Genomic DNA, 17672 nt, shown 5'->3' on the forward strand with positions numbered 1-17672 from the left:
AATTGTGCCGCTGCACTTGGGAGCGGCACAATTCATGGGAGAAACTTACTTTGCTTCCGGCGGAATGATATCTTCCGGAACATCGATGCCGATTTCTTTGTAGTACTTATACGCTCCAATATGCAGCGGCATATTCATCTGGCTTAAGGCATTTTCAGGGGTAATAACCTTCATCCAGGCTGCGGCCTGTGCCAATTCTGCATTATGGGTGAGAATTGCCTTGGTAATGTTATAAGCATCCTCTTCGCTCATCCATTTGTTTGTGCCAAGACCAACCAATGAATTCAAGACGCGCACGTCCGTTTCATTGACGAGGTTTTCATACAAACCCTTCGGCAGCATGATGAACTCACGACCCGGCAAGCTTGAAGCAGCTTTCATCTCATCGGATTCGAGCGCTGAGTCAGGAATGCCGAGGATCCGGATAGGGGCGATGGTCGAGAGTTGAGCCATCTGCGGGCTTGGAACGGAAGTTGGAACGAAATACGCGTCTACTTGCCTATCCTGAAAAGCCTGTAATGCAGAGTTAAAGTCTAGATTGATGGCCTCATAATCTTTTTTCGGTTCATAGCCGGTTGAGCCTTTAATAATCTGCTGGGAAACAGTCCGTGCTGCACCGGAAGGAGGGCCGGTAAAGACGCGTTTTCCCTTTAAATCTGCGAAAGATTTAATATCGGAATCAGCCCAGACAACCGCATGATATGGCCCGATCGGATAGTTCAGGAGGCCACGAAGCTCGCTGAAAAGCTCTTTCGAATCTGCCATTTTGGCATACATTCTCGTGCCTGTTTTCATAAAATGGTTGATCGATACAGCCGTTACGAACAGATCAAGATCTTTCTTCGCAGCGTCAACAGCCTGACGTGTCGCCGGTGCACCAGTTTGAAGCTGGATTTTATAGTCATGAGCCTTTTTCAGGATTTCAATTGCCGCAATGGAGAATGTCGTTGTCGAGTTTGCGGCACCGAGTGATGCCATTTTAAACGACTCCGCCGCGCTAGCGGTTTGTGAAATCGATAGTGTCGCCACGAGACCGAGTGCGGCTCCCCCCACTGATTTAAGCAAGCTTCTTCTTTTCATTATTCTCTCCCTTTTTTTTAGATAAACGGTAACACTTCCTAGCTTTGTAATTTACGACGAGACCTGAGAGTTCCGAAAGTGATCAACGACAAGCCGATCACCAGAAAGACTATCTGCACTGATGGTATCTGGATGAGCAATCCGGCGCCCGCAAGCCCTCGCAATACTCGCTCCGGCATTGCAAGCTCTTGTCGTTCATACCCAATCAACGCCGTATTTATGAGCCAGATCGCAAAGGCCAGGCATACGGCAACCCTTACAAAGCTCATCAGATCGAATGTGCCAACCAGTAGTAACGATGGCTCATAAATGAAGATAAATGGGATAATGAAACCAACCAGTGCCAGCCGCACTGCGTAGACGGCCGTTGTAAATGGATGGGCGTTCGCGATGGGCGCCGCTGCAAACGCCCCAATGGCCACCGGCGGCGTTATGGCGGACAGAACGCCGAAATAGAAGACGAACATATGCGCCGCCAGAAGTTCTGCGCCCATTCTTTGCATGACTGGCCCAAGGACCAGGATAATAATCAGGTAAGCGGGTAAAGTTGGCATACCCATCCCAAGGACCAGCGCTGCAAGCGCAGTTGTTAGCAAGGCCGCCATCAATGAAAATTCACTGAACTCCGCAACTACGGAAGCAAAAGAAATACCAAGCCCGGTCAGATTCAAAACGCCAATTATGACCCCAATACAACCAACGGCCACGATAATCCACGCGCAGGACCTCCCCGCTTTAACCAACGCGATCCAGACAATTGAGGGGTTTTCCCTGTTTTTCTTGTTGAAAGTACCCAAGATGACGGCGGCAACAATCGCCCAGAACCCAGCAAGTGCCGGAGATCGCCCCATCACCAAGACAAAGACGATGATGCCAATTGGTATGATAAACATCAGACAAGCCAGCAGGTCTTTGCTGTTCAATGGCGGCCGCTCGGATTCAGGCAAAGGTTGAATGCCATCCGCACCGGCCTGAATGGTGATCGCGGCAAACAGGGATCCATAATAGAACAATGCAGGAATAAGGGCAGCAATACAGATTGTTGTATAGGAAAGCCCGGTGAGGTCCGCCATCAAAAACGCTGCTGCGCCCATTACGGGGGGTACGATTTGGCCCCCGGTCGACGCTGCCGCCTCAATACCACCCGCCATAGGCGCCGAAAATCCGCGGCGTTTGATCATGGGAATAGTAAAGGATCCGGTACCGACCACATTCGCGGTCACACTACCTGACATACTGCCGAATATGGCACTGGCAAAAACAGCGGAATGGGCGGGCCCGCCCCGCGTTTTTCCGGTTAGAGCGACGGACGCGCGAATGAGCGCATCACTCGCGCCCGTGCTCTCCAGGATAACCCCGAAGACCACGAAGATCAGTACCACCTGAAGGACAACTCCCATCGGCAGGCCATAGACTCCCTGGAAGCTATACCAGATCGTCTGCATGGACCGGTTAAGGCTGAAGCCGGAATGATTAAGGAATCCCGGCAGATACTGGCCATAAAGGCAATATAGAATACCGAGCGACGCAATGATGACGATTGGCAGGCCGAATAGACGGCGTGTTGCCTCCAACAGCACAATAACGGCCGCAAAAGCGGCCCAGATATCTATCGATTCATACTCGAATATGGTTTCTTCGATGAGGATCTGTATATCAATGAATTTCATCGTACCGTAAATGAAGACGGCAATCAGGATCAGATCTATCCCCCAGAGGAGCCAGGCCGGAAGTCGGCTCATCGCCCCCGTGCTGTGCTTCGCCCTTTCAGCTAGAGGATTGCCCAACAAGGCAATAAGCACAGCGCCGCAAAGTATCCATGATCGACCATATGTAATGTCCCATCCACCTGAAATTGCGACATAAATTGCCTGTAAAGCGAGCACGACACCAATCAAAGCGACGGCCCAGGAAACGAGGGATTTGAAACTTAAGCTCACGAATACTCTCCTCTTTTCCTAAAAACCGCCCGGGGCAACGTAGGGGCAGTCGGCAATTTTCCATTCCGGAACCGGCTCAGTCTTGAAAATCTGTCTCAGATGCACCTCATCCGGGCCGTCACCGATGCGAAACCAGCGGGCATAAGAATGAGCATGATGGATTAACGTGTCGTCTGTCCCCCCCATAGCCCCAAAAAGCTGAACAGCGCGATCTGTTACTTTTTGAAGCATGCGCGGCACAGATACTTTGACCTGCGAGACAATGCGCCAAGTGTTTCTGTCCGGACTGGTATCGAGCAGCCACGCCGCTTTGTGGATAAACAAGCGATTAAGATCGATATCGATGCGCGCCTCGGCAATCCATTTCTGAACGGTATCATACTCAACAATCGGGCGTCCAAATGTTCGCCGCTCATGGGCCCGTGCCACCATTTGAGCGAGCACCATCTCCGCCATACCGATGCATCGCATGGCGTGGTGAATACGCGCAGGACCCAATCTAACCTGCGCCCCCTTGAACCCCTGCCCTTTTTCACCCAGTAAGTTGGATTTCGGAACACGGACATTTTTCAATTCAAACTCACCGATAGGCGCGACGAAATCTTCCCATCCCATGAAACGCAACTCACGGACCAAAGTCAGCCCCGGCGTTCCCATCGGAACAATCACCATACTATGCTGCCCGGTCCGTCCTCCGTCGGGATCTGAAATTCCCATTACGATGAGAAAAGAACAGTCAGGATGCGCGCCGCCTGTTGCAAACCATTTGCGACCGTTCAGAACCAGTTCGTCCCCTTCTTCATGAATTGTGGTTGCGATATTCGTCGCATCTGATGAGGCGACATCAGGCTCTGTCATGGCAAAGGAGGATCGGGTTTCGGAATTAAGTAACGGACGGAGCCATTTTTCCTTCTGCTCCGGCGTGGCGAGCGCTTGAAGCATCGCCATGTTGGGCACTTCCGGTGCATGGCAATTGAAGATCATGGAACCCCAGGGCAGTCGTCCCAGAATTTCAGCTATCGGCGCGAACTCAAGATTCGTCAGCCTCGTCCCGGGCTCATCATCGGCAAGTTGTGGCAAGGCAAGGTTCCAAAGCCCCTGCTCTTTCGCCTTGCCCTGCAATTCTTCAATAAAGGGCGCAGGCTTGCGTTCATGGCAAACAGTCTGAATCCATTCTCGATGGCGCGGCAGGATTTCCTGCGAAAAAAAACCCTCCGCACGCAGCCTGATTTCATCGGCTTCCGGGCTTAAGTTAAAATCCATGTTCCCTGTGTTTTATTTATTTTTATGTTTGACGGTTTTGTTTTATATATAGTAACAAATGATGTCAATAGCTCCAAAAATAAAAACAAAAGTCGGAAACATACATGACAGACAATAATTCAACCGGCCCACTTACCGGATTGCGTATTCTTGATATTGCGACAATTATCGCTGCTCCTTTCGCCGGTACATTGCTTGCTGATATGGGCGCGGATGTCGTTAAACTTGAATTGCCCGGTATTGGCGACGGCATGCGCGGCTTTCCCCCGTTCAAGGATGGCAAATCACTTTGGTGGAAGGCGGCGAACCGTGGCAAACAGTTTGGCACGCTCGATCTTAGGAAAAAGGAGGGTGCGGAGCTTCTCCTGAAGATGCTGCCGGAATTTGATGTTCTGATCGAAAACTTCAAACCCGGCACCCTTGACCGCTGGGGCCTCGACATTGAAACCCTGTGGAAGGCAAACCCGAAACTAGTGGTTCTGCGGACAACGGCGTTTGGCCAAACGGGCCCGTATATCGGCAAGCCCGGCTTCGCCCGCATATTTGAAGCAATGGGAGGATTGACACATATCACGGGCGACGCTGACCGCCCGCCCGTTCATACCGGTTATCCTATTTCAGATGCCTTTGGCGGGGTATTCGGTGCCATGTCCATCCTTGCGGCGGTCCACAAGGTCCGGAGTGACGAGAACGCCAAGGGTGAAGAGATCGATCTTTCCCTGACCGAAGCAACATTCCGCCTTCTCGATTTCCTGGCGATCGAGTATGATCAGCTTGGTGTCGTGCGTGAACGCAGCGGCAATAAGAACCAGTACTCCGCGCCGTCAGATGTGTACCTGACAAGTGATAAGAAATACGTATCTCTCGCCGGCAGTACAAACACAACGTTCCGAGGGAATGCTACCGCCGTCGGCCGACCGGATCTGCCGGATGATCCGCGGTTTACAACAAACAACCTTCGCGTAGAGAATGCAGCGGAGCTGGACAAGATATTCGGCAATTTTATTGCCACACATACCCTTGATGAAGTGGTAGAAGCCTTTGACAAGGCAAAGGGAACGATTGCACCGATTTACTCTGTTGAGCAAATTTTTAACGACCCGCAGTATCAAGCGCGTGAGGCAATAACATCCGTTCCGGATGATGATTTCGGTTCCGTCCGCCTACAGAATGTTGTGCCCAAGTTCGTTCAGAATCCGGGGAAGGTTAAATGGACCGCAAAGGATCTTGGTGCCGATAACGACGCCGTTTTTGAAAAACTACTCGGGCTCAGCAAAGAAGAAATCGATAACTACCGTGAAAGAGGCATTATATGAGAAGTGAGCATACCAACCTTATTGATCGTGTCGAAAGACGCCATATCTCTGTGGATGAAATGATCGATGGGGACAGTTCACTTTCAACCACCCTTATTCGCGGTCTGGATATCCTAGCCTGCTTTCTGGACGGGTCGGAAACCCTCACCAATGCACAGATTGCTGCGCGAATTGGCGTTAACAAGGCGACCGTATCCCGACTTTGCAAGACTTTGATTGCATTGCGTTATCTGCGGCGAGATCCGCAAGGCGGGTTTAAACTCGCCCCGGGCCTGCTCGCTCTGTCTTACCCCATGTTGTCCCACATGAAATGGAGACGTCAGGCGGTCAGCCTGATGCAGGATTATGCCGATATTTCAAAAGGTAACGTCTCGCTCGCCGTTTTCAACGGGGCCGATGCGGTCTACATTCAGACCGTTGGTGATATCACCAACTTCCCCCATGTTCCGGAAATGGGCATGACCGTTCCGGTCGCAGATTCCGCAACGGGCCGGTCCTTGTTGTCTCTCCTGTCGAAAGAGGAACGCGCGGAAAAATATATAGAGGTGGAAAGCGCTTATCCGGGTGCTCTCGAACGCTGCCAAGAGAGAATAGATGCTGCAATCGAAACCTGCCGGGAACACGGTTTTTGCACTTCCTACGGCGAATGGCGGGAAACTATCTATGCCATGTCGGCACCTGTCGGGCGCACGTCAGACGGACTTGTCGTTACACTTTCATGCGGCATCCCTACCTATCGGGCACGAAAAGATGAAATAGAAAGTGATCTGGCACCGCGTCTCGCGGCTGTCGCGGAGAATCTTCGTCAGTTCAACATATTCGGGACCTGATACAAAAAAATAAAAAGGAAAGAATGATGAGCTTAACGTCACCGATATGCGAGAAAATGGGCATTCGCTATCCAATTTTTGGTCTGGCGCATGATATTGACGTCATGGTGGCATTGGGGAAAGCGGGCGGATACCCTGTTTTTGGCGCCGCCCGCAGCATGCCCGATGAAATTGCGGAAGTCGCCCGCATCATGAAAAGCGAACTGGGGGATCGTCCGTTCGGCATTGACCTGATGCTGCCCTCGACTGTCGGCGATGATACCGATCGTGACGGCACAAAATCCAATCTGCCGGAAGAACACAAGCAATTCGTCAAAGAGCTGACGGAGAAATATAACGTCCCCAAGGCTACAAAACCGACCTTTTTTTCCTCACAAATCCGCTCCCAACAGCTATTCGAGGAACAGCTCGCCGCGACGCTTGAATCCGAGGCACACAGCTTCGCCTCCGCCGTTGGCATGCCCGCGGAGATGATCAAGCGGGCGAAGGATTACGGCAAGATCACCTTCTCCCTCGTCGGGGCACCACGTCACGCAGAAAAAGCGAAGGCGGCGGGCGTTGATGTGATTGTGGCCCAAGGTTACGACGCGGGCGGTCATACAGGCCCTATCGGGACTTTCTCTCTTGTCCCGCAGGTCGTTGATGTTGCCGGTGATATTCCTGTTTTGGCGGCTGGAGGTGTCGGCCATGGTCGGCATATCGCCGCCTCCTTCGGGCTTGGCGCGCAAGGGGTCTGGCTCGGCACCGCCTGGCTAGCCTCAAAGGAGCATGCGCTTTGCGATGCGCTCCTGAACAAGCTGTTGAAAGCAGATAGTCTGGACACCACCATCTCGCTCAGCCACAGCGGGAAGTCCTGTCGCCTGATCAAGTCTGCCTGGACGGACGAGTGGGATCAGCCGGATGCACCCAAGCCCCTTAAAATGCCTTATCAGCAAGTTCTGACGGCGGACATCATCGCCGGGATCAATGAGCATGAGATCGAGCCACTGATCTATGAAGCGACCGGCCAAAGTATCGCCTGGTTCAATGAGCTCATGACCGTGGAGGAAATCATGCAACGGCTGGTATCGGAGAGTGACGCAGCCCTATCCAACATGCGAAACCTTCTGGCCAGCTAACCAACCCTGCCTAACCCCCTATTCTAAAGAGAAAAGCATATGATTCGAGATAAAGAAGAACTGGAAAAACAGCGCCTCGAAGTGCGTGAGTGGGTCGAAAAAGTCGCCATCCCGAATGAGGATAGGGTTGCCGATCTTAACGAGGTGCCGCAGGATCTTGTCGATGATATGCAGTCAAGGGGTTATTTTGCCTGGGCTATCCCGGAGGAATATGGCGGGCTCGGTCTGACAACGGAGGAACTGGTCCTGATGTCGTTTGAGCTGTCATATTGTTCCGTCGCCTATCGCGCGCGGGTTGGCTCCAACACCGGGATCGGCAGCGAATCCCTTATCGTGGATGGCACCGAAGAGCAAAAACGCAAATATCTTCCCAAGCTGGCCTCCGGTGAGATTGTCGGCTGCTTCGCCCTCACTGAAAAGGAGGCTGGATCACAGGCAACCGCCCTCACTACGACGGCGATCAAGAAGGGCAACCATTATGTGATGAATGGCTCCAAGGCCTTTATTACAAACGCACCGATCTCCGATCTCTTTACGGTATTCGCCCGCACTGACCCGGATGACGACAGCCATCGCGGCATCAGCGCCTTTCTGGTGGATAAGGATACCCCCGGTCTTACAGTCGGTCCGGCCTACAAGATGATGGGGCAATCCGGCTCTCCAGTCTCCGAAATCCATTTTGACAATTGCGAAATAACCCCAGATCGTCTGCTCGGCGGTGAAGAAGGTGTCGGCTTCAAAACGGCAATGAAGGCGCTCAATAAGCAGCGTATTCATCTCTCCGCCCTCAGCACCGGTCCGGCCATGCGAATGCTCGACGATGCGGCTAAATATTCCCAGGAAAGAAAACAGTTTGGCCATCCGATCGGGGATTTTCAGTTGATCCAGGCGATGATCGCCGACAGCCATGTGGATATTGCCGCTGCGCGGTCTCTGATCCTGGACACCGCCCGCAAGCGCGATGAAGGGGAAGACATCACGTTGGAAGCCTCCATGTGCAAATATTTCGCGACCGAGATGTGCGGACGAATTGCCGACCGAGCGGTGCAGATATTTGGCGGTTCTGGCTATGTAGCCGACTACAGCAATATCGAACGTTTCTACCGCGATGTCCGGCTGTTCCGCCTCTATGAAGGGACCAGCCAGATTCATCAGCTCAACATCGCCCGCAAAACCTTTGACAGGATCGGCAAGACGGGCACGGTACGGCTGTGATCGCAACTGCCTGAGCAGTTGATCATAACAAACAACGCGCAAAGCGTGAGGGAGAGTAATATGGAAGAATATAAGCCTTTTTGGCCAGAGCCACCCAAAGCACCGGAAGGCGCTCCGAACATTCTTGTGGTTCTTTTCGATGATGTCGGTTTCTCAGATTTTGGTTGTTATGGCTCCCCCATTAAAACGCCGACCATTGACAAAATCGCCGAAAAAGGAGTGCGATATACGGGCTTTCACACAACGGCCATGTGCTCGACAACGCGGGCAGCGTTGCTGACCGGACGGAACCATCACTCCGTCGGTGTCGGATGTCTTGCCAATTTTGACAGTGGATATCCCGGCTATCGCGGCAAGATCGCGAAGACGGCCGGTACGCTCGCCGAAATGCTACGCCCGAATGGCTATCGCAACTATATGATCGGAAAATGGCATGTAAATCCGCTCCATGAAAGCGGACCGACAGGTCCATTTGATGGCTGGCCGCTTAGTCGCGGTTTCGATCGCTTTTACGGATTTCTCGATGCCGAAACAGATCAGTACGCCCCGGAACTGGTGCGGGATAACACCCATATTGATATACCGGGCACCTATGAAAGCGGCTATCACCTGACAGAGGATCTTGTGGATCAGTCCATCCGCATGCTCGCCGAACATCAGGCGGGTGCGGAGAAGACCCCCTGGCTTCTCTGGTGCGCCTTCGGGGCCTGTCATGCCCCCCATCAGGCTCCGAAGGACATAATCAAAAGCTACGATTCAATGTTCGAAGGTGGCTGGGACAAGGAGCGTGAGCGCCGTCTCTCCCGGCAGAAAGAACTTGGCATCGTGCCGGAAAATACCCAGATGCCACCCCGCAATGACGGGGTTAAGGCCTGGGATGAGTTCGGGCCGGATGAACATCGCCTCTACACCCGTCTACAATCCGCTTATGCCGGAATGCTGGATCATACCGATCGGCATATCACGCGACTGATCGACTTCCTCGAAGAAAGCGGTCAAATGGACAACACCCTTATTCTGGTGCTGTCCGATAATGGCGCCAGCCAGGAAGGCGGCCGAAATGGCCTGATCAACGCCATGGGCCCGTTCAACCTGCGACCTGAGCCGATGGCGGAAAAACTCGCCCGGATCGAGGATATCGGTGGCCCGGATACCCATACAAACTTCCCGCATGGTTGGGCCATGGCGGCGAATACGCCGCTGAAACGCTACAAGCAGAACACCCATGGCGGTGGCATTCGGGACCCGCTGATTATCAGTTGGCCCAAGGGCATTCCCGCCCGCGGAGAGCTGCGCCATCAGTTTGCCCATTGCTCCGATGTGGTGCCGACCTTACTCGAGCTTCTAAATATCGAACCACCAAAGGAAGTAAACGGGATCGAACAACAGCCGATCGAGGGACAGAGCTTCAAGGAGAGCCTGTTTAATCCGGACGCTCCGTCCCGCGACAAACCGCAATATTTCGAAATGTTCGGTCATCGTGGAATTTGGCAGGACGGCTGGAAAGCGGCTGCCTTCCACCCCATGGGAACACCGTTCGAGAATGATCAGTGGGAACTCTATAACCTCGATGAGGATTTCTCCGAAAGCCGGGACCTGGCATCGGAACATCCTGAGCGGCTGGAAAAAATGATCGAAAGCTGGTGGGAGCAGGCGAAGAACAATCAGGTTCTGCCGCTGGATGACCGGTTTGCCCCCCGATTTGCGGAAAATGCCGAGCGTCTCCAAGGGGACCGGAATATCGCGATTTTCCACCGGGGAGTCGGCCATATCCCCTCCGATGTCGCGCCAGACCTTCGCAGCCGCGACTACCGGATCGAGGCGGAAGCCGATATAGATAGCGAGAATACTAGCGGCGTCCTGATCGCCCATGGCGACACTACCTCTGGCTATAGCCTCTATATGAAGGACGGCCATCTGGTGCATGACCTCAACATCGGCGGGGAGCATGTGATTGTCACATCGGACCGGAAAGTTACGCCAGGCCGCCGCTTGCTCGGCCTCCGGGTTGATCGACTGACAAAGGAAGAAAAGCCGCGCATGGGCACCGGCATGGGCCGGAGCCGCTATACCCTCACCATCGATGGAGAGGATGCAGGCTCTGTCGAAAGCCATCTCGGCTTCTTCATGCTGATTTCATGGTCCGGCCTTGATATCGGGCGGGATCGTGGCAATCCGGTTGGTGATTATGCCTCCCCCTTCGAATTTGAAGGATTCCTCCGCAAGGTGACGGTCCATATGGGGACGCAGACCCTCGACGGTGAAGGGGTCGGCAAGGCGGAGATGGCGCGGGAATAACCTGCGCCACCTCGAACCACCTAGCTTCCCTCCCGAAGTTCCACCCGGCGGATCTTGCCCGAGATTGTCTTGGGCAGGCTGTCCACAAACTCGATCTGCCGGGGGTATTTATAAGGTGCCGTCAGTTTCTTGCAGAAATCCTGAATATCGGCGACAAGCTCTGACCCCGCCTTTTCCGGCGTCTTCAGGATGATAAAGGCCTTGACCAGCTGCCCACGTGTTTCATCCGGAATGCCAATCACGGCACTTTCGACCACTTCGGGATGCTCCAGCAAGGCGCTTTCCACCTCGAACGGGCTAATCCGGTAGGCACCAGAACTGATAAGGTCATCCGCCCGCCCCTCAAACCAGATATATCCATCGGCATCGCGCCTTGCCGTATCCCCGGTGAAGTACCAGCCATGACGGAACGATCCCGTGTCCGGTTCTCCGCCGGTGTAATAGCCATCGAACAGCCCCGGCGGCCAATTGCCCTTGTCCGCCCGTATGGCGATATGGCCAACCTCCCCATCCGGCTGGCGGTTGCCCTCGTCATCGATGATATCGATATCAAATCCAGGAACCGGCTTGCCCATGGACCCGAACCTTGGTTCCATACCCGGAAAATTGCCAACGATATTGATGGTTTCCGTCTGACCGTAGCCATCCGCGATGACATTTCCGGTATGTTCCTGCCAATAGCGGATTACTTCCGGATTGAGCGGCTCCCCCGCCCCGAGAGACCGACGCAAAGAAGATAGGTTAGCTTTGCTGAGATCATGTTGAGCAAACAAACGGTAGACGGTGGGTGGCGCGCAGAAGGTTGTCACCCCAAGCCGTTCAATCATCTTCAAATGAAAGTCCACATCGAACGCCCCCTCGCCGTCATAAAGGACTACTTTCGCCCCGGCGAGAAGCGGCGGAAACAGCAAGCCCCAAGCAGCTTTCGCCCAGCCCGTGTCGGTCAGGGTCCAATGCACATCTCCTTCCCGCAGGTCCATCCAGTAAAGCGCCGTGGCCACATGGGCCTGGGCATAGCCGAAATCCCGCGGCACCATCTTCGGCATGGAGGTAGTACCGGAAGTGAAATAAGCCATCATCATGTCGGAGGCGACCGTCGGCGGCGCGTCCTTGCGATCCAGCGTCGGCGAGGCATTGGCGACCAGTTCATCGAAAGAGAGCCAGCCCGGATGCGTTCCGCCCACTACAATGAAATGCTCCAGCGTCGGGCATTCATTGCGCACGCCGTCCACCTTCTCGCAATGCTCAGGCGTGACGATGATAAAACGAGCTTTAGAGTGCTGCACTCGATAGGCGATATCCTTCGCCGTTAAAAGGTTAGTCCCGGGCATAGATATGGCACCGATTTTCATGCAGGCAAAGAGAACCGTGTACCATTCCGGTATCCGGCCAATCACCAGACAACCGAAATCTCCCTTCGTTATCCCAAGGGACAAAAAAGCATTGGCGAGCCGGGCAGAATCTTTCGCATAATCCGAATAGGTAATTTCCTTTATTGTGGCGCCATCACGCGATACCGCGATAACGGCAGTGCTATCTTTCTCCGCTGCGCGCCCATCGATAATGTCAAAGGCAAAATTAAAATCTTCTGGAATATCAAGTTTATAATCTTGTACCGCAGACCTATAATCGCGGTTGAACTGCCCCAAATCCATCGTCACCTCCCATACTGACGTTGCCTTTGTTTTGTTTATTTTCCCGCAATCATAGCATAGACCCAAGGCCAGCCAGGCTCAATTCGTTTTGAATTTTGCAAGCGCAGGATCCTTGATATCACGCTCCCTCGCCGCCATTTTACCCATCTCCTCAAGGCCCCGCTCATCCACCATCAGGTCACAGAACAATGTTCTCTCCCGCGCGAAACCCTCCTCAACAGGCCGGTCGTCAATTCCCTGGATCAAATCCTTGATATGGCCCACAGCGCGGGAGGAGCGAGACGCAAGAAGCGAGGCAACCTCCATTGCCTTATCCAGAACATCCCCGTCCACGCAGACGCTGGCAAGTCCGAGGTCCACCGCCTCCCGCGGGGTCACTGTGCGCCCAAGAAGCATCAGTTCCAAAGCCTTTGCCTTTCCGACAAGGCGTGTCAGTCTTTGCGTGCCTCCTGCCCCCGGCAAAATACCAAGATTTACTTCCGGCAGCCCGAGATCATAAGGGCCGTCCTTCACGATCCGGATATCGCAGGCAAGGGCAAGTTCGAACCCACCGCCCATTGCGGTGCCGTTAATTGCCGCGATAAAGGGTTTACTCATCCCCTCAATGCGCCGGTAACATTTATGAATTGTTGACTCCGGCACCGGACGCGCGGGATCGAATTTGAGACCACGATCAGCCATTGCCTTACTGCGCTCATAAAGGGCACTAACATCATAATGCCGTATAAAAACGCTCTTCTCCGCTCCGGTAAAGATCACAGCCCGGATTTCGGGGTCACCTTCTACTGCCGTCAGAGCCGCATCGAGCTCACTTTCCGTCTCACCGTCCATATAACCATATGGCGGGTTACTGAAACGAATAATGCCTATGTTGTCCCGCCGGTCAATCGTGAGCTGTGCCATTCCCTGTCCTTTCGTTTTCTTGCTTTATTTATTATGGTTATGTTGTGTACGCTCGACCCCAATTGCGCCAGTATAGGAAATTATATGATAACGGGCGGGTTAAAATACTGAAGGAACTTTCTTCATGTAACAAAGGGAAAAACCTCCGATAACAATCCCACGAATATGGACATATTCTCACCATTATCTACGGATAAATCCAGCAAATGAAAATGTTTCGGCCCATTATATTTGCATCTGCGCTAATGCTGGCACCGGTATCCGCGGCGCTGTCCAACGAGGCGTCTGAAGCCGAGGTTGCGGATACGGGCACATTTACATTCGTTCTTGAAAATGATTTGTTCTTTGGGCTGGACAGGGACTATACCAATGGCGTTCAATTTGCCTGGATGTCAGAGCCCGATTATGCCCCGGTATGGGCCCTGAAAGCGGCAAGGCTACTGCCCTTTTTTCCGGAAAAGGGCAAGGTCCGATCGAGCTACGCCATTGGGCAAAACATGTACACCCCAAACGATATCACGGATGAAGATCCGCCGTTGGATGAGCGGCCTTATGCGGGATGGCTTTATGGTGCAGTCGGCATTGTCGTCGAGACTGGTGAAAAGCAACTTGATCAGCTCCAGTTTCAACTTGGTGTGGTAGGCCCCGCCTCCCTTGCCGAACAAAGCCAGAAGTATGTTCATAAAATTATTAACTCGCCGGATCCGCAGGGCTGGGATACTCAGCTCAAGAATGAACCCGGCCTGGTTCTCACCTATCAACGAAGTTGGCGGGCCCTTGTCTCAACTGAAATAAACGGGTTTTCAATTGATGCGACCCCGCATATCGGCGGAGCCCTTGGTAATATCTACACCTACGCCAACGCAGGCGCGACCATGCGCTTTGGCTGGAACCTCCCCAATGATTATGGACCGCCGCGAATCCAGCCGGGCCTTCCCGGATCCGGATTTTTTGAACAGCGAAATGAAATCGGCCTGTATTTTTTTGCCGGCCTTGATGCACGCGCCGTCGCAAGGAATATCTTTCTAGATGGGAACACCTGGACCGACAGTCGCAGTGTAGACAAAAAGCCATTCGTCGCCGACGCGCAAGTCGGTGTGGCCGTAACGATAAAATCTGCGCGTCTCGCCTTTACACATGTCTTCCGGTCGCGCGAGTATAAAAGCCAGACAAATGGTGACGAATTTGGTGCCGTGAGCTTATCGATTCCTTTTTAAAGTGGTCAATAGCTGCGGCATATTGGGTAGAGCGTTTACTCCCTCTTTTATCTTTCGCCAATAAACGATAAAAGAAATGGAATGAAGCGCTTCAACCGACTGTCGAGACATCTTGATTTAAAGAAGGAATAACTGTGATGAATATGGCTGAAGAAACTGCCCAACTTCTCGCGCGTCTTGGCGTTGCCAAGGCAGCCTATACCAGCGGAGATCTGGCCGTAACCAGCCCATTAACTGGGGAAGAAATCGCCACAGTTCCCACTGACAGCCCGGCAGACACCACCGCGGCCATAAAAAATGCAAAAACGGCCTTCTCAACCTGGCGTTCCGTTCCCGCCCCGCGCCGGGGCGAACTTGTCCGGCTGTTCGGAGAAGAACTCCGGGCGGCAAAACAGGATCTTGGCCGACTGCTCTCCATTGAAGTGGGGAAAATACCTTCCGAAGGAGAAGGTGAAGTGCAGGAGATGATCGACATCTGTGACTTTGCTGTCGGTATTTCACGCCAGCTTTATGGCCTGACCATCGCGACCGAACGCCCAGGCCACCGAATGATGGAACAATGGCATCCGCTTGGACCAGTTGGTGTCATTTCCGCCTTCAACTTTCCAGTTGCGGTCTGGTCCTGGAATACCGCGCTCGCGCTTGTCTGCGGCGATCCGGTCATCTGGAAACCCTCCGAAAAGGCACCCCTTACCGCCCTTGGCTGCATGGCCATCATGGCCCGCGCCTTAGAGAAGTTTGGGGATGCTCCCGAAGGCCTACTCAACCTTGTTATCGGTGCCGGAGACATTGGCGCAGCACTTGTGGAAAGCCCCGATGTTGCCCTTATTTCCGCAACAGGTTCAACCCGGATGGGAAAAATTGTCGGACCCAAGGTTGCCGAGCGGTTTGGTCGGGTCATTCTTGAACTCGGTGGCAACAACGCCGGCATTGTCGCTCCCAGTGCGGACCTCGATATGACGTTGCGCGCTGTTGCTTTCGGCGCCATGGGAACGGCGGGACAGCGCTGCACCACCTTGCGCCGCCTGTTCGTGCATAGCTCAATCTATGACAAGCTGGTACCGGGCCTAAAGAAAGCCTATCAGTCCGTCTCCGTCGGCAACCCGTTGACAGGAGAGGCTCTGGTCGGGCCGTTGATTGACAAGCAGGCCTTTGACCAGATGCAGGACGCTCTCGCCAACGCGAAGGAGGCCGGGGGTAAAGTGACGGGCGGTGAACGGGTTGATGAGGGTCATGCCGACGCCTATTACGCCCGCCCCGCTCTGGTGGAAATGCCGAAACATGAGGGGATTGTCCGGCAGGAAACATTTGCACCGATCCTTTACGTCATCAAATACGACAATCTGGAAGACGCTGTTCGCTGGCACAATGAAGTTGGCGCAGGCCTGTCATCCTGCATCTTCACGCTCGACATGCAGGAGGCGGAACTATTCCTGAGCGCAGCCGGGTCTGACTGCGGTATCGCCAACGTGAATATCGCAACATCGGGCGCGGAAATCGGCGGAGCCTTTGGCGGCGAAAAAGAAACTGGTGGCGGTCGCGAAAGCGGATCGGATGCCTGGAAAGGCTATATGCGCCGCGCGACTAACACAATTAACTATTCAAAAGAACTCCCCCTCGCACAGGGTGTCTCTTTCGATATCTGAGAATTAAGGCAAAGCATGACGCATCTTTGGGTTCGCGCGGAACAGCGTGAAAATGAACAACGGGTGGGCATCACACCGGAGGGGGTTCGCTCCCTCCTCTCCGCGGGATTTCGGGTGACCGTTGAGGAAAGCAGCAGCCGCGCCATTCCCATCGCTGCCTATCGCGACACAGGTTGCGAATTCGCCGCGGAGGGCAGCTGGCCAACTGCCCCGAAAGACACAATCATCTTCGGTCTCAAGGAGCTTCCCGATGATACCTCTCCCCTCATCCACCGGCATATCATGTTCGGCCATGCCTATAAGGGGCAAGCCGATGGCCCCGCGCTGCTCCGTCGTTTCAAGGAAGGCGGCGGCAGGCTCTATGACCTTGAATATCTGACTGATGAGACGGGCCGCCGCGTTGCCGCTTTTGGTTACTGGGCGGGTTTTGCCGGGGCGGCCGTTGGTATAATGGTCTGGCTGGCGGAGCAATTCGGCAAGGGGCCCGGACCCAAGAAAATCGATGTCTATCCAGGGCGCGATACTCTGATCAATCAATTGAAAGAAGACCTGTCCCGCGCATTGGCGGCCGGGGCCGATAAACCGAACGCCATTGTTATAGGGGCGCTAGGCCGGGTCGGCAGCGGAGCGTCCGATTGTCTGCAATCCCTCGGCCTTCAGGTCACGAAATGGGATATGGCCGAGACGGCCCATGGCGGACCTTATCCTGAAATACTAGACCATGATTTGTTTGTGAATTGCATTCTCGCGCAGGAAGGCGTGCCGGTTTTCGTGCCCAGATCAGCCCTTGACGCACCGCGCCGCCTCTCCGTCATTGCCGATGTATCCTGCGATCCCAGCAGCCCATACAACCCGATACCGGTCTATGATCACGCCACTTCCTTCGATAGTCCGGTCATCCGGGCGAGTGAGGGAACCCCGCCCCTTGACGTAATGGCAATAGATAATCTGCCCTCCATGTTGCCGGTAGAGAGCAGTGAAGACTACGCTGCACAACTCCTCCCCTCCCTGCTCACACTTGCAGAAATAGAAAAGGGAGTTTGGGGCAGAGCAGGCAGAATTTTCGATGAAAAATCATTAGAATTAAGTCACTAGAACATCAATTCACAACCATAAATTAATGGGTTATTTGAATTATTTAATCTAGAAACTTAATTCCATATTGGTGATTTTAACCGGTTAATATAAAAA

Annotated in this window: 13 protein-coding genes; 8 read left to right on the top strand and 5 right to left on the bottom strand. The window is 53.6% G+C overall.

Annotated elements, in window-relative coordinates; genetic code table 11:
- Positions 1-45: 45 nt before the first annotated feature.
- The 3 genes from GQE98_RS16570 to GQE98_RS16580 are packed head-to-tail and all read right to left on the bottom strand — an operon-like array spanning position 46 to position 4283.
- Positions 46-1080, bottom strand: coding sequence for a TAXI family TRAP transporter solute-binding subunit (locus tag GQE98_RS16570; protein ID WP_161316821.1), 1035 nt, complete (start codon positions 1078-1080; stop codon positions 46-48).
- 38 nt (positions 1081-1118) lie between these two features.
- Complete coding sequence (locus GQE98_RS16575) at positions 1119-3020, bottom strand: TRAP transporter fused permease subunit (protein WP_161316823.1); 1902 nt, start codon at positions 3018-3020, stop codon at positions 1119-1121.
- Between the two features lie 18 nt (positions 3021-3038).
- Complete coding sequence (locus tag GQE98_RS16580) at positions 3039-4283, bottom strand: acyl-CoA dehydrogenase family protein (RefSeq protein ID WP_161316825.1); 1245 nt, start codon at positions 4281-4283, stop codon at positions 3039-3041.
- 104 nt (positions 4284-4387) lie between these two features.
- Between GQE98_RS16580 and GQE98_RS16585 the strand changes: the two genes are divergently transcribed.
- The 5 genes from GQE98_RS16585 to GQE98_RS16605 are packed head-to-tail and all read left to right on the top strand — an operon-like array spanning position 4388 to position 11060.
- On the top strand, positions 4388-5599 hold the full coding sequence (locus tag GQE98_RS16585; RefSeq protein WP_161316826.1) for a CaiB/BaiF CoA transferase family protein: 1212 nt from the start codon (positions 4388-4390) through the stop codon (positions 5597-5599).
- The gene (locus GQE98_RS16590) at positions 5596-6429 is read left to right on the top strand and encodes an IclR family transcriptional regulator (RefSeq protein WP_161316828.1); all 834 of its coding nucleotides are present in this window, start codon (positions 5596-5598) and stop codon (positions 6427-6429) included. The genes GQE98_RS16585 and GQE98_RS16590 overlap by 4 nt, the downstream gene beginning before the upstream one ends.
- A 23-nt stretch (positions 6430-6452) precedes the next feature.
- Complete coding sequence (locus GQE98_RS16595; protein ID WP_246157361.1) at positions 6453-7547, top strand: NAD(P)H-dependent flavin oxidoreductase; 1095 nt, start codon at positions 6453-6455, stop codon at positions 7545-7547.
- A gap of 39 nt (positions 7548-7586) precedes the next feature.
- On the top strand, positions 7587-8762 hold the full coding sequence (locus tag GQE98_RS16600) for an acyl-CoA dehydrogenase family protein (RefSeq protein WP_161316832.1): 1176 nt from the start codon (positions 7587-7589) through the stop codon (positions 8760-8762).
- A 60-nt stretch (positions 8763-8822) separates the two neighbouring features.
- On the top strand, positions 8823-11060 hold the full coding sequence (locus GQE98_RS16605; protein WP_161316834.1) for an arylsulfatase: 2238 nt from the start codon (positions 8823-8825) through the stop codon (positions 11058-11060).
- A gap of 20 nt (positions 11061-11080) precedes the next feature.
- Here GQE98_RS16605 and GQE98_RS16610 read toward each other — a convergent pair whose 3' ends face one another.
- Together GQE98_RS16610 and GQE98_RS16615 are read right to left on the bottom strand one after the other, a co-directional pair.
- Positions 11081-12715, bottom strand: a complete 1635-nt coding sequence (locus GQE98_RS16610) for an acetate--CoA ligase (protein WP_161316836.1) — start codon at positions 12713-12715, stop codon at positions 11081-11083.
- Between the two features lie 78 nt (positions 12716-12793).
- Positions 12794-13618: an enoyl-CoA hydratase/isomerase family protein gene (locus tag GQE98_RS16615; RefSeq protein ID WP_161316838.1), complete on the bottom strand. Its 825-nt coding sequence runs from the start codon at positions 13616-13618 to the stop codon at positions 12794-12796.
- Positions 13619-13824: 206 nt separating this feature from the next.
- On the opposite strand from GQE98_RS16615, the gene GQE98_RS16620 reads away from it, so the two are divergent.
- The 3 genes from GQE98_RS16620 (at position 13825) to GQE98_RS16630 (ending at position 17576) form a co-directional block, all read left to right on the top strand.
- Positions 13825-14835 carry a lipid A deacylase LpxR family protein gene (locus GQE98_RS16620; RefSeq protein ID WP_161316840.1) on the top strand — a complete coding sequence of 337 codons (1011 nt, stop codon included), beginning with the start codon at positions 13825-13827 and terminating at the stop codon, positions 14833-14835.
- Between the two features lie 137 nt (positions 14836-14972).
- A complete protein-coding gene (amaB, locus tag GQE98_RS16625; RefSeq protein WP_161316842.1) occupies positions 14973-16481 on the top strand; it encodes an L-piperidine-6-carboxylate dehydrogenase in 1509 nt (502 codons plus the stop codon).
- A 15-nt stretch (positions 16482-16496) separates the two neighbouring features.
- Positions 16497-17576, top strand: coding sequence for a saccharopine dehydrogenase (locus GQE98_RS16630; protein WP_161316844.1), 1080 nt, complete (start codon positions 16497-16499; stop codon positions 17574-17576).
- Positions 17577-17672 lie beyond the last annotated feature (96 nt).

This window comes from Sneathiella litorea (assembly GCF_009882915.1).
In the GTDB taxonomy this organism is placed as follows: domain Bacteria; phylum Pseudomonadota; class Alphaproteobacteria; order Sneathiellales; family Sneathiellaceae; genus Sneathiella; species Sneathiella litorea.